This is a genomic window from Paenibacillus sp. FSL R7-277, from assembly GCF_000517965.1.
In the GTDB taxonomy this organism is placed as follows: Bacteria; Bacillota; Bacilli; order Paenibacillales; family Paenibacillaceae; genus Paenibacillus_AQ; species Paenibacillus_AQ silagei.
In genome coordinates this window covers 26617-40269 of the sequence record NZ_ASPX01000091.1, presented here as the reverse complement: position 1 = coordinate 40269, position 13653 = coordinate 26617, and the positions used below count along the sequence as shown (strand labels likewise).

The 13653-nt window shown below is 48.6% G+C and carries 10 protein-coding genes; 2 read left to right on the top strand and 8 right to left on the bottom strand.

What is annotated here, in order from left to right; translation table 11 throughout:
- Positions 1–27: 27 nt before the first annotated feature.
- From C173_RS26540 to C173_RS35120, 3 genes are all read right to left on the bottom strand, one after another.
- The gene (locus tag C173_RS26540; protein ID WP_036730804.1) at positions 28–2919 is read right to left on the bottom strand and encodes a DUF3427 domain-containing protein; all 2892 of its coding nucleotides are present in this window, start codon (positions 2917–2919) and stop codon (positions 28–30) included.
- A gap of 1 nt (position 2920) precedes the next feature.
- Entirely contained in the window at positions 2921–3319 is a 399-nt protein-coding gene (locus C173_RS26535) for a (deoxy)nucleoside triphosphate pyrophosphohydrolase (RefSeq protein ID WP_036730802.1), read from the bottom strand.
- Between the two features lie 382 nt (positions 3320–3701).
- Positions 3702–3752: a hypothetical protein gene (locus C173_RS35120; RefSeq protein WP_229521449.1), complete on the bottom strand. Its 51-nt coding sequence runs from the start codon at positions 3750–3752 to the stop codon at positions 3702–3704.
- A gap of 568 nt (positions 3753–4320) precedes the next feature.
- On the opposite strand from C173_RS35120, the gene C173_RS26530 reads away from it, so the two are divergent.
- Positions 4321–4587 carry a hypothetical protein gene (locus C173_RS26530; protein ID WP_036730800.1) on the top strand — a complete coding sequence of 89 codons (267 nt, stop codon included), beginning with the start codon at positions 4321–4323 and terminating at the stop codon, positions 4585–4587.
- 573 nt (positions 4588–5160) lie between these two features.
- On the top strand, positions 5161–6264 hold the full coding sequence (locus C173_RS26525) for a slipin family protein (protein WP_036730973.1): 1104 nt from the start codon (positions 5161–5163) through the stop codon (positions 6262–6264).
- A 64-nt stretch (positions 6265–6328) separates the two neighbouring features.
- Here C173_RS26525 and C173_RS26520 read toward each other — a convergent pair whose 3' ends face one another.
- The 5 genes from C173_RS26520 to C173_RS26500 all read right to left on the bottom strand — a co-directional run bounded on the left by C173_RS26520 (position 6329) and on the right by C173_RS26500 (position 13545).
- Positions 6329–8086 (bottom strand): hypothetical protein, encoded by a 1758-nt coding sequence (locus tag C173_RS26520; RefSeq protein ID WP_036730799.1) that lies wholly within the window; start codon positions 8084–8086, stop codon positions 6329–6331.
- Between the two features lie 56 nt (positions 8087–8142).
- Positions 8143–9033, bottom strand: a complete 891-nt coding sequence (locus C173_RS26515) for a carbohydrate ABC transporter permease (RefSeq protein ID WP_036730798.1) — start codon at positions 9031–9033, stop codon at positions 8143–8145.
- A gap of 13 nt (positions 9034–9046) precedes the next feature.
- Positions 9047–10009 carry an ABC transporter permease gene (locus tag C173_RS26510; RefSeq protein WP_051478454.1) on the bottom strand — a complete coding sequence of 321 codons (963 nt, stop codon included), beginning with the start codon at positions 10007–10009 and terminating at the stop codon, positions 9047–9049.
- Positions 10010–10200: 191 nt separating this feature from the next.
- On the bottom strand, positions 10201–11766 hold the full coding sequence (locus C173_RS26505; protein ID WP_036730797.1) for a response regulator: 1566 nt from the start codon (positions 11764–11766) through the stop codon (positions 10201–10203).
- Positions 11767–11778: 12 nt separating this feature from the next.
- Positions 11779–13545: a sensor histidine kinase gene (locus C173_RS26500; protein ID WP_036730796.1), complete on the bottom strand. Its 1767-nt coding sequence runs from the start codon at positions 13543–13545 to the stop codon at positions 11779–11781.
- Positions 13546–13653 lie beyond the last annotated feature (108 nt).

Genomic DNA, 13653 nt, shown 5'->3' with positions numbered 1-13653 from the left:
ATCCACATCCTTAGTTATTGATACATTCTAAGATTTAGTCAAATACCCATACAACTTACTCTCAACAGCATTCTCTAATAGCAGATTCATATGCACAACGGATATAGACTTATTATTTTTGTCCAGCATAGATGCCTGTACAGCAGTTTTTTGATCGGGATGTGCTTTACCTAAGTAGTAGAATTCTGTTCCATCTGCATCATCCTTTTTCACGAAAACATGAAGGTCGATTTCTAGACGATCTGCCTCAAGAATTGTTTTAACCTCCTTAGATTCAAGTTTTCGTTTATTTTTTGTTGACCACATTAAAACCTCTGTATTAATAAAGTTTTCTTTATATTTCGTACTTGCTTCTATTTTTTCATTTTTGTGATAGGTTACAAAGATAGGGCAAGTTTGATGCTTTGTTTTATAGCCATATATCGTTGAACCCTCGTCATTATTCCAATTCAAAAGTTTACAAGCATCTTTTCTGGAATACTTCTTGTATAAAGTTAAAGATTCGCCAGGACTGTACTGTTCATTTTTATGAAAAGCAGTCTGAATAATATCAATCACCATTTCTCTAAAGTACGTGTTATTCTTTAGCGAATAAGCCAACGTTGGATGGAACACATAATTTTGAGACGGATCGAATTGCACTACAGCTATTTCTCCATACTTTTTTCTTGTGGCTTCAGTGAAAAAAGATAAATTTAGAACACGTAAGACAGAATCCAACGTTGCGGAATCGGTTAGGCAGCCATCCTCCATAAGTGCATTCATATACTCGGTCGGAGTAACACTATCTCCAGAGAGAAGTAAGTTTATTAATATAATTTCATGCCTGCGTTTTCCATTTAGAATCTCTTCCGATACCATCGCTATATAACTTTTCTCGTGCTCTGATAAGATGGGAATATTTTCTTTAATTTTTTGTAGAAAGTGATAATAGCTTGAATGCTCATCAGTGAATATAAGCGGATCAATTGAGTTTGCTTCAATGAAATCCATCAGTTTGGGTATTCGATTAAGGCGATTTTTAAGTTGAGAGTAAGATTCTTTAAGAATCTTGAGTGCTGTTAGATTACTATTACTAATCGAGCGATAAATTTGTTGAAGGGCAACTTCTTCGAAGTTAATGGTTGAGATGCCCTTAATATAACTGGTGTCCTTCATGTGACGACGAATATTATCCTTGTTTTGAGTCTTGTCTCCAGACAGGGCTACAGGAATCAGATAATTATTTTTATAGTTACCAATAAAGTCGATAATCGTGACGAACTCTTTATTAGGATGCTTACGTAAGCCACGTCCTAGCTGCTGAACAAACACTATACTGGACTGAGTTTGACGAAGCATCACAACTTGGTTAATACAAGGGATATCGATTCCTTCATTGAAAATATCTACTGTTAGAATATAGTCTAGGTTACCTGATTCAAGATCAGTTACACAGCGCTCCCGTGTTTCTTGACTATCACTTCCAGTCAAAGCTACTGTATGATAACCTTTCTTATTTAGAATGTTAGATAGTTCGATAGCTTCTTCTCTGCGACTACAAAAGATTAAGCCCTTTATGGCTTCTCCTGAGTAACCGTAATATTCAATCTTTTCAATTAAATAAGATACTCTTTCATCTGTGACTAACTGGGAGAATAGAGTGGTATCATTAACGATTTGGCCATTGTATTCAAAGTCAGTAACGCCAAAATAGTGAAATGGACACAACATATCTTCTTCCAAAGCTTCTTGAAGGCGAATTTCATAAGCAATGTTGTAGTCGAAGAGTTCATATATATTAAATTCATCAGTGCGTTCTGGAGTTGCTGTCATGCCCAGTAGAAACTTAGGTGTGAAATGTTCGATAACTTTAAGGTAGGAACGTGCTCCGGCTTTGTGAACCTCGTCAATTAGAATATAATCAAACGCTTCAGAGTTAAGGTTGCTTAATGTAGAGTCCTGAGAAATGGTTTGAATGGTAGCAAAGAGATACTTGGCTTCTGTTTCTTTACTATTTCCAGATAAAATACCGAAATCACTGTCCGTACCGCCTAGTATTCGTTGATAATCAGATAAAGCTTTGTGCAATATTTGTTCTCTGTGTACTACAAAGAGCATTCTCCTGGGAGCAAAGTTCTTCACGTCAAAAGCAGACAGATAGGTTTTTCCTGTTCCTGTCGCTGAAATAACAAGTCCTTTAACTGCCCCTGTTGTGCGCAACTCCTTTATATTTTGTAGTGCTCTCTCCTGCATTTTATTAGGTGAGACTAAACCAGATTCAATTTGAGGAAATTTGTCAGGAGTTAAGGGCATTGCTAGTCGATCATTTCGGGTTACCTTCTGAACCTCTTCATAAAGGATTTGATATAATTCGATCCATCTATCGGTAAGTGGAACAGCATTAAGCCATACCTTTTCAAACTCACTATGGAACTGCCCAAGAAGGCCCCCATGTTTAAATGAGGTTAATTTCACGTTCCATTCGTAGTTGGCTTTTAATGCTGCCGCAGTCAGATTAGAGCTTCCCATAATGATTGTTGAATGATCTTCATGTTGAAAAACGTAACCTTTAGCATGAAAACCACTTAGATCTGTTAAACGCACCTCAACATTCGTTATTTTTAGCAACTCTCTATATATCTTTGGCTTGTTAAAGTTTAGATAATTTGAGGTTAGGATTTTACCACTAATCCCTCTTAATTTCAGATCAGCTAAATGTGACTTAAGGGTGGCTAAGCCACTCTCAGTAATAAAGGCAACAGAAATAATGAAAGAGGAACAACGGTCCAGCTCCTCTAACAAAGGCGTAAGTACATAATCATTAGTGTCCTTATTATTGACTAACAGTTTTGGCTTATATTTATCTGGCGAATCCTGTTGATGGTCAATAAACGCCCAGCTTAAAGAATTGTTTAAATGTAGAAGGGGATTGTCCATTTCATTTCCCCAGTGTTTCTTGAATTTTTTGAACAGCAGGAATATCGGCAGGCGCCCATTCTAAAGACATTAATTCATTAGCAGGTAACCATTGTATGGCAACATGTTCAGTTAAGGTTGGTGTGCCTTTTAATAGATTGCAATAAAAAGTAGTGAGATGAACAAAACCAAAGTCATATTCGTACACAGTGGTCTCGATCGCTTCACCTATTTCAATTGTGCAGTTCATTTCTTCATCGATCTCTCGTTTTAGTGCAGACTGTGGTGATTCTCCGTCCTCAATTTTCCCGCCTGGGAATTCCCACATGTAGGCCAATGCTTTGCTGGCTCCCCGCTGTGCACAAAGTATTTTTTCATTTTCAATGATCACAGCACCAACAACATGGATATGTTTTTTCATTAGTTAGTTCCCTCCGGTTATGCAGCTTAATGAGAAAGATATGGATTCTGCATTGATAATACTATTTTAGTATACTTTCATGAATGTTTACATACTGCATATAAGGAAGAGTCCGACCGGCAGAATGCCCTATGGAGGCAGTACAATTTTGCGGGACTGGAGTAAGTTGCTTCTTTTCGATTGCTTGGGCATTTTTTCTGTAACAGAACTGAGATTTTCTTACTTTATGAACTGATTTGTGGTATAGTAAAGGCAGAAAAAACGTAGAATACAAAGAGAGCCGTGCTCTAACACGACTCTCGGAGCAATAGCCGCTTTTAAGGGCGGTGGCTTCAAAAGGTAGACCGTCAAAGAATAGACCGTATCCCTTGGGCAGGGCGGTCTATTTCTTTTTGAGGTAATTTAGCAGCGCAATAATGAACATGCCAAACATGAACATTAGGGACAATGCTTGATAAACCTCCATTGGCGTCACCTCCCTTCCGGGAGATTAGCCGACCGCCCATATAAGCCTTTCTATTGCTCTTGCGATTATACCACGGATGGAAAATTTTGAATATACGAACAGCGCAGACTCAACCAATGGAGCCCGCCGGAAGAGTGGGCTTGGGCTAATGAGAAATTTTAAGAGAGTGGTGCAACAGGCAGGAGAAAGTATAATAAAAAAAGAGAGTCGTGCGCTAACACGACTCTCGGAGCAATAGCCATTTTTAAGGGCGGTGGCTTTGGGAATATCAGTTAAAGAATAGACCGATTCCTTTGGTGAGGGCGGTCTATTTCTTTTGGGCTAATTTTGAATACACAAACCAAATCTCCTACTCAAGCCCAAAAGCAGGCTCCCCCACCTGCCTTTGGGCTTTTTTTCATTGATTGGGAAATTATCATTTCCGTGCAATGTGGATAAGTGTCTTGGAGCATCCGCAGGAGACTACACTCTGGAATGACTTCGCTGTTCACCGAACACAATGGGCTGCCCGTGGACCTCTGGGCTGGAGGCGAATATGGTCGAAAAACCGACCACATTCGGTGCAGCGGAGGCGCGATGTCGGGATATGGTCGAAAAACCGACCACATTCGGTGTAGCGGAGGCGCGATGTCGGGATATAGTCGAAAAACCGACCACATTCGGTGCAGCGGAGGTGCGATTGCGGGATATGGTCGAAAAACCGACCACATTCGGTACAGCGGAGGTACGATGTCGGGATATGGTCGAAAAACCGACCACATTCGCATTGGCGATGCCGCAGGCTTTTTTCTGTGCCTCTTAAAATCCCCTCCCTGGAAATTTATTCTCCCATCGTAATACTTCCGCCATGTTCGCCACGCTGGATATCAGCGATGATAGAGCCTGTAAGGTAACGCCAAGCGCGTTCATCCTACATCCGGTTCTTATCCGGGCGGGCGTAACGAGGCGGGGATCTCTGGTGATCCCGCAGTGCCGGCATGTATGTTACGGTATCCTGTACGGTCCGTTGCGGTAAGAGCAGATAAGGGGTTCGATTCCCCGATCGCCTTCACAGCGACGTTGGTTACAGTACTCGATTTCCATCGAGCGACTATTGAAGCACAATCTGAGTAAAACAACCAATGGACAGAATCTCTGGCGGCTAGTCTAGCGCACTGCGGAAGGGCTTTGCAATCCGTGGATACCGATAGTAGGACAGCAGGGGAGTGAGGTAAGGACAGAAGGGAACGAAGGCTGGCTGAAGGTTGGGTTAGCCTCAGGTCTCAAGAGTCCTCCCGGACCTCCCGGCAGACCGCCTGTCTCAAACGTGATTCCGCCTGGTCTACAGCGGGATTCTGTCATCCATTGGCCAATCATGAAGGGGGGAATACATATGATGTTGAAGCCAATCACGATTCAAGCGGACCAGCGCGGTCTGCTCTTTCATAAGGGAAGTTATGTGAAGCGGCTGCTGCCGGGAACCTACCGGTACTTCTCATGGTCGCAGTATACGGTAGTAGTATTGAACATTGGCAGGCCGTTTAATGTCGAGGGCAAAGACCTGGAGCTGTTCTTACAGGAGGATGAACTCCTGCGGGAGCTTGATGTCGTTCGTGTACAGGATCATGAGATCGTCCTGCACTATGAGGATGGTCAATTCAAGCAGCTGCTGAAGCCGGGGGTGTATGCTTACTGGAACCTCTTGAGGAAGCACACCTTCTTGCATATGGATATCAGGCAGCCGGAGTTGCCTGCCGGGATCGACCGCTCGATTATCCCGAAGCTTACTCCGTACTTGCAGTGCTACGAGATTGCGAGCTACGAGCAGGGCTTCCTGTTCTATGATCATACGCTCCAGCGGGAGCTTACACCGGGTAAGTATTATTTCTGGAAAGGACCGGTCTCGGTGCTGACGAAAACGGTCGATCTAAGACAGCAGCAGATGGATCTGGTGGGCCAGGAAATGATGACAGAAGATAAGGTCTCGCTGCGTCTGAACTTCGTATGCCAGTACACCATCGTAAGTCCGCACCGCGTTCTGGAGATGAAGGGGTTTGACGAGCAGATCCACATCCAGCTTCAGCTCCTGCTCCGGGAGTATGTCGGGACGCTGAAATTGGACGATCTCCTGAAACGAAAAGAGGATGTGGCCACCTTCATTCTGTCCCGTATCCAGGAGAAGGGAGAAGAGTTCGGGGTACGTTTTGTCGGGGCGGGGGTGAAGGATGTGATTCTGCCGGGGGAAATGAAAGACATCCTGAATACCGTCCTGCTCGCCGAGAAGAAGGCGCAGGCGAACCTGCTTACCCGCCGGGAAGAGACGGCTTCGACGCGCAGTCTGCTGAATACGGCGAAGCTGATGGACGAGAATCAGACGCTGTTCCGGCTCAAGGAGCTGGAATTCCTCGAGAAGATATGCGACCGGATCGGTTCCATCTCGGTTACGGGCGGCGGCGATCTGCTGGAGCGGTTAAGCTCACTCATCGGCAGCAATAAGTAGACGACTTAAGATATAAGTAAAAGACGCCCGGGAATGTCTCCCCGCAGCGTCTTTATTTGTTAACTTATTGATAAGTTCCAGTATACTTAGGCGATACCAGCTTAGTGCCGGTAGCTTCTTTGAGTTCCTGGACGCGGGCGTTCTTCGCGGCTTCGATATCCTTCAGGCCCAGCTTGTCCAGTGTGGCGAGGGCTTCTGTGTAGACGGATTCGAATTCGGCATCGCTTTTGGCGAAAATGATTTTGGGAACGATCTGTGCCCAGTAGACATTGATTTTCGCTTCGGCATTGGCTTCCTTGGAGCCGGGCTCATACGCATCGAACAGGTTGCCGGAGTCCATAACATCATTGCTGAACATATATTTGGCTGTGCCGGAGAACAGCTTGTCCATATATTCCGTCTGCTCGGTCTTTTCGGCTTCTTTGACATCCTTCAGCCATACCTCATTAACCATCCACCAGATGGAGTCGAAGCCCCATTTCTTGGAGGCGGCGTTCCAGTCCTTGTTGATCGCTTCCTCAATGTCGGAGTTCAGCTTGTATTTACCGTCTGCTGTTACCGTGAAGGTCTCGCCTTCCTTGCCGAAGCTGTTGACGGTCTGGCCATGCTCGCTGTACAGATATTCCAGGAACTGAATTGCGCGGTCCTGCTGCTTGGACTTTTTGTTAATGAAGGTCAGGGTCCAGCCCTTGTTGAGCGATCTGCCGTATTGCGGCAGCGTGCCTTCCTTGGACTGAATAGCGTCAACGGTTACATATTTCGCTTCTTTATCGGCTTGGTAGAGATTGTTGACCGGGTCTTTGTAGTCGGCGTAGCTGCCGATCTTCATGAAGATCGAGCCCTGCGTCATTTTCTCCGCAATCTGGTTGTGGTCGCTTGTGAAGTTCTCCAGCGATAGCAGATCTTCCGAATATAGTCTGTTGACGAATTTCAGCACATTCTTGAATTCGCTGGTGCGGCGGACATCCGAATAAGAGCCGTCCTCTGTCTCGCTAACGGCGCCGAAGGAGCCGCTCAGCACGCCCAGGGAGTCGTTGATATACTTATCTTTATCGTCCAGATAGACCGGAATGACATCCATGCCGTTATATTTCACCCCGGCGGCCTTCACCTTCTTCAGCGCTGCAATCAGGGAATCCTCCTGCTGCAGGTCTTCCATGGTAATGCCAAGATCATTCATGATGTCCTGGCGGACCAGAATCTGGCCGTTGGAGCGTTCATTGTAGAATTTCTTGACCCCGGGATACTGATCCAGCATCTCCGGAGATACATAGTAGTTCGGAATGGAGTAGAGATTGCCGTCCGGCTGGGTGTACCAGTCTACCATGGATGGCGGCAGAATGGTGGTCAGGTACGGATCGTACTCCTCCATCAGCTTGTTAAGGGGAGCCACTGTGCCGCTGCTCATCAGCGTCTGGATCAGCGAGTTGCTGTTCCAGCGGTCCAGTGTGATAATGTCTGGCAGATTGCCGGTTGCCATCATCACGTTGAATTCGGAGTTCACATCATTCCCTGCGAGTACATAATCTACGCTGACGCCGGTCTCCCCGGTAATAAGCTTGTCTACATAGTTGTTCTGCGCATCCCATTTCTTGGAGTACCCCGGTACGCCTACATACCAGGACAAGGTGGCAGGCGCTGTGTTGGATGTCCAGCCGGGTTCTGAGGCTGTTGCTGTATTTGCGCCTGTGTCCCCGCTGCCGGCAGTCGCTGTAGGCGACGGGGTGGTTTCGTTATTGGCGTTGCCCGCTTTGGAGCAGCCGGTTAATACGAGTGTCAGACTGAGACAGATGGATAATAAGGCCGTTGCTGTTTTCTTCATTTTTTTACCCCCAAGTTATCATCGTAAGCTATATGTTCATCCAACCTTAAGTGGATTTATCCTTTGACAGAGCCTATTAGCATGCCCTTGATGAAATATTTCTGTACAAAAGGATAGATCAGCACAATCGGGAGCGATGCGGCGACCATGGCGGCCAATTGCAGGGTCGTTGTCGTGACGGTACTGTGCGCCGTGCCGACGGTGCCCGACATATTAGCCAGCAGTAGAGCGGCTTCCGTGCTTTGAACCAGTTTCAGGATATAGAGTTGGACCGTCTGCAGATGATCGCCGAACGTATAGATCATGGCGTCATAATAAGCGTTCCAGTGGCCGACAGCTGTGAAGAGCGAGACCGCGGCGATCACGGGCTTGGACAAAGGCAGAATAAACTTGAAGAAGATGGTGTATTCCCCGGCGCCGTCGATTTTGGCCGATTCGATCAGTGCTTCCGGCAGCTCGGCGAAATAGGAACGGAACAGAATCACGTTCCAGAAGCTGAACAGGGCCGGAATAATGAACACCAGGAAGTGATTGTACAGCCCCAGCGAGTTGATCAGAATGAAGAACGGAATCATTCCGCCGCTGAGGTACATACTGCTGAGTCCCAGCATGGAGTAGAATTTCCGGTATTTAAGGTTCCGGCGGGAGAAGGCGTAAGCGAACATAGCTGTAAACACAATATGGGTGAACGTACCGATCACCGTCCGGGCCACCGTAATCCCGAAGGCCCGGATCAGAGCGCTGTCGCTGAACAAAGCGCTGTAGTTGTCCCAGGTGAACTGCCGGGTGAACAGGTACACGCCGCCTCTGGCGTAGTCCGCGCCTTCGTTGAAGGAGCCGATCACGGAATACCAGAACGGATAGAGCGTAAATACAATCAGAATGAGCATAATCAGAACATTGCATGCATTGAACAGATGTTCCCGCCATGAGCGATCCTTAACCACGAGCGTACCCCCCCTAGAAGATTCCTCTTTTTGTTATTTTTTTGGCCGTGAGGTTGGCAAGATAGAGCAGGATGAGCGCAATGACCGTCTTCATCAGACCCACAGCCGTAGCGTATTCCATACGGAACTCCCTGAGCCCCACCTTGTAGACATAAGTGTCAATGACCTCGCTGCTATCAATATTCAGAGGATTCTGAAGCACGAAGAACTGGTCGAAGCCGCTGTTCAGGATATTACTAATGGAGAATACGAGCAAAATGACAATCGTGCCGGTAATGGACGGCAGTGTAATGTGCCAGATGCGTTGGAAGCGCGTGGCTCCGTCCATATAGGCCGCTTCATACATTTCCTGATCGATGCCCGCAATGGCGGCGAGATAGAGTATGGCCCCCCAGCCCAGCTCCTTCACGAGATTCGTCAGCACCGCAAGCAGCCAGAAGTAGTCCTGTTCCCCAAGGAAATGGATCGGCTCGGAAATGATCCCAAGCTGCAGCAGCACATAGTTAACGACACCGCTGCTCGGCGACAGGATGTTGATAATCAATCCGCCGAAGATGCTCCAGGAGATGAAGTGAGGCAGATAAGTGACCGTCTGCGTCAGCTTTTTGAAATGCTGGGAGGTCAGCTCGTTGAGCATCAGCGCGAACAGGATGGTCAGGGGGAAGTTGATGAGCAGCCCCAGGATATTGATGCCAAGCGTATTGCGCAGCATATTCCAGAAGTTGATATCGTTCACAAACTCCTTGAAATTGTCCAATCCGACCCATTCTGCCGTAAAGATGCCCCGAATTCCGGTGACGATGTTATATTCCTTGAAGGCAATCAGTACACCGTAGAGCGGAATAAATGTAAAGACGAGAATGAATATAATACCGGGAAGAATCATGGTCTGAAGCGACAGCTGATCCTTGTTCCGGAAGTTCCTGCCTGTGCCCGGGGATTTGCGCGCCGCGAGCGTAGCCTCTGAATCTGTCATCTGGCAACCTCTTTTCTCTTGTGCTTCATCAATTGTAAGCGGATTAAGAAAGCGATAACAGGATTGGAGGTTATGAAAAGGTATCATTATTCATCCTGAACAGACAAAAAGCCCCTCCTTTCGCGTAAGCGAAGCGGGGAGCTTGCGATCATGAGGCAGAGTGGTGGGAGGAACCCCCATTTAAGTTGAATTCAACGGGAATGCTTCTGATATTCCTTCGGACTGACCCCGAAATAGCTTTTGAAGACACGGGAGAAGTTCTTAGGGTTGCTGTAGCCGAGCTGCTCGGATACTGTATGGATCTTCACATTGAGTCCGCTGAGGGCCTGCCTGGCGTATTCCATCCGCTTCATCGTGACATAATCCTGGAAGTTGACCCCGGTGCTGTCCTTGAACATTTTACTGAAATAGTTATAGCTCATATTACAATAATTGGCGATAAAAGCCATGTTGATGCCGTTCAGCAGCTGCTCCTGCACATAGGTCTTGGCAATCTCCACTACATCACCGCTGTGCACCAGACTCTCGCGGGCTTCGATCATGTGCAGGATGCAGGACTTGAGGTACAGCCGCAGGGCCTCGCTTCGTTCGAAGGTAGAGAGGTCGCGCTTCTGGCCGGGCAGCCAGCCGATCGTGTGCAGGATGATATCGTAATTATGGCGAATGCTGTTCATGCTGCTGCTCTTCAGGGCCTCTTCGTTAAAATAATGCTGGATCAGCGGGAGCACCTGCTCCCGGCGCCCCATATCGATCAGCTCCACCAGCGTTCTCAGATGCTCCGGTTTGATCCGATTGTCTTCCTTGTTCAGTGTGTCCTCGTACAATATAAGGCTCTGCCGGGAGGAGATCAGCTTGTACTGAAGCGTGTCCAGTGCGCTCTGGTAGGCAAAGGCCAAGCCGCTCGTGCGGCTACCGGACTCCGTAGCACCGGCTGCTGCGGGCTGAACCGCGCCGGGTGCGCAGTGGACCGCAGCACCGACGGCAACCGCGGCGGAGCCGTCCGCCAGGAACGGCTGCAGCAGCTTGTGTATGCCGCCAGTATCATACAGCTGATCATTATAGTTGAGCCAGAGGACCAGGTCATTATGGCGGTTATAAAAGGGGAGCAGACTGAGATGGGGCTGCTCCCAATCGGCAGCCAGCAGAAGCTGCTCCCAGTTGCCGCCGGTGGAAGGCTCGTGCGGAGCCGGTTGGCTCACGGAGACGATGGCCGCCGCAGTGACAGGATGAGGGAAGCGGCAGCCCAGCTCACCCAGTACGGCCTGGATGGCATCATGGTCATCCGGGGCAGTATGCAGAACCTGATTCATGCCCCGGCTGGCCTTCTCCAGCAGGGCCAGTTTTTGCTCGGAGTGGCCTTCAAGGTCCTGCTGCTGCTCCTGCTGAAGCTCGTGCACCGTCTTGTTCAGCACCTCGGCAAGGTCGCCGGAATGGACCGGCTTCAGCAGATAGTCGCGCACGCCCAGCTTGAAGCTCTCCTTCACCAGATGGAAATCATCGTATCCGCTGATGACGATGATCTTATGACGCTGGTGCCGTTCGCGGAGCGTACGGAGCATCTCCAGCCCGCCCATGCCGGGCATGTTGAGATCTGTCAGCACGATCGGCGGTTCTTCCCGCGCGATCACCTCCAGCGCATCGGCGCCATCGCGTGCGGTCAGCAGCGGGCCGATCTGAGGCACCTTCAGGTACTCGATAATATCCTGAAGGCCTTCGCGTACCATTTTCTCATCATCCACGATCAACAGCTTGTACATCCCTGAGCCCTCTCATTCATAAGGAATTCTAATCTGAACCTTCGTATAGTCATTGCTCTTGCCCTCCATGGTAATGGGGTAGGCGTCGCCGTAATACAGGCGCAGTCTGGAGTTGATATTGTGCAGGCCGATGGAGCGGCGGGGCGGCTCGGCCGCAGGGTCCTCGTAATGGAGCGGGGCGCGGAACTGTTCGTTCAGCCCGGCAATCTGTTCTTCCTCCATCCCCCAGCCGTTATCGGTGATATCGATGATGACCTGCTGCTGAATGGCGTAGGCCCGCACCTGGATATGCAGCAGCTCCCGCCGGGCGGTTTGCCCATATTTAATGCTGTTCTCCACGATCGGCTGGAGCAGGAACTTGATCACCGGAAAGGTTTTTAACGATTCCTGGACCTCGATGTCCAGCCTGATCTCCTTGCTGCTGCTCAGCGATTGCAGACTGACGTACTTGCGGATTAAGCCGATCTCCTCGTTCAGCGTCGTATGCAGGGTATTGTCGCTCAGGTTGTAGCGCAGGATCTGCCCGAAATCCGCCAGCCGGTCCGCCGTATCGAAGATCCTGGCCTTAATCAGCTGCATCCGGAAGATGTCTAGAGTGTTGTATATAAAATGCGGGTTGATCTGATATTGCAGCGCCTTGATCTGGGCTTCCTTGCGCAGCCGCTCCTTCATGACCACCCGGTGGATCAGCTCGTTATTGCGCTCGATGAGATCGTTGAAATCATGCGCGAGCTGTCCCAGCTCATCCGGCCTGTTATCGGGAATGCGGATCGAATTGTTGCCGGTAATGACCTGGCGCATGACCGACACAATTTTGTTGAGCCGCAGAAAAATCATTTTGAACATGAAATAACAAGTGATCATCAGCAGCAGAATACTGAACACGATCAGCAGGATCTGATTCCAGACATTTTTGCGGACAGAGGCATTGAGCTGCTCCAGTGATACCTTATACACGAGGCTCTGGCCGATGGAATCGAGGTTACGATGCAAATATAAATATTCTCCCTGGATAAAATAAGCTCTCTTATCGCCGATATGCTGCTGCAGGATGGCTGCTTCCTCTGCTTCGTCCAGCTCTGCGGTAGACAGACCAATATGGCCGCCGGCATAGAGGAATTGGGCGTTCGACAGATTGGCGGGCTCCTCCTCGATGCTGAACAGGCTGTCCTCGGCCAGCGTAACCACGGCCAGTCCCAGCATGCCGCGGGCAGGCGAATACAGCTTGGTAAGCAGCGTATACTTCCTGCGCTCATCGTGTAAGCTGGCGGGGCCCAGCTCACGGTCATCCGGCAGCAGCCACAGCCGGGTCTTCGAATCCTTTTGCACAAATTGCTGTAGCTTGGGATGAGAAGAGTAGTTGCTCAGATGAAAGAAATAAGGCCACGACTCCGGGATGGCGTCATTCCGCATATAGACACGGATGGAATAATCGTCACTCTCTGAGAAAGCGGTCGCATATTTGATAATGGGCGTGACGGTGTCCAGATATTCCTTCAGAAATTCCGATTGATCCCCCAGATAGGGGTCATTGATGAATTCGAGCATTTTGTTGTTCCGGCTGACCATGGAGGTCAGATCTGATGCCACCTGGATGCGGCCTTCAATATCCCGATAGGATTGGTCGAAGGCATGGGACATATTGGTGATGAAGCTGTCCTGGATGTTGCGCGTGGTATGGGTGCTGTTCCATACGAGCAGGACGGAGAGCAGGATAAACGGAATGGTATAGAACACTATCATTTTGACCATAATGCTGTTTCTTCGTTTGGATATCATAGCGTTGTCACCTTCTGCGGCGGGTCTTTACGGGTCCGGGAAGCCGGTAGCCGTATGGTTATTTATGATCTACTATGAATGCTGCCATCCAAAAGAACAATCGAAAAT

Bases quoted from the DNA above. Each gene is read 5' to 3' on its own strand.
- C173_RS26530 (WP_036730800.1), top strand. From the start codon at position 4,321: ATGGTCGAAAAACCGACCACATTCGGTGCAGCGGAGGCGCGATGTCGG.
- C173_RS26505 (WP_036730797.1), bottom strand. From the start codon at position 11,766: ATGTACAAGCTGTTGATCGTGGATGATGAGAAAATGGTACGCGAAGGC.
- C173_RS26500 (WP_036730796.1), bottom strand. From the start codon at position 13,545: ATGATATCCAAACGAAGAAACAGCATTATGGTCAAAATGATAGTGTTC.
- C173_RS26525 (WP_036730973.1), top strand. From the start codon at position 5,161: ATGTTGAAGCCAATCACGATTCAAGCGGACCAGCGCGGTCTGCTCTTT.
- C173_RS26510 (WP_051478454.1), bottom strand. From the start codon at position 10,009: ATGACAGATTCAGAGGCTACGCTCGCGGCGCGCAAATCCCCGGGCACA.
- C173_RS26535 (WP_036730802.1), bottom strand. From the start codon at position 3,319: ATGAAAAAACATATCCATGTTGTTGGTGCTGTGATCATTGAAAATGAA.
- C173_RS26540 (WP_036730804.1), bottom strand. From the start codon at position 2,919: ATGGACAATCCCCTTCTACATTTAAACAATTCTTTAAGCTGGGCGTTT.
- C173_RS26520 (WP_036730799.1), bottom strand. From the start codon at position 8,086: ATGAAGAAAACAGCAACGGCCTTATTATCCATCTGTCTCAGTCTGACA.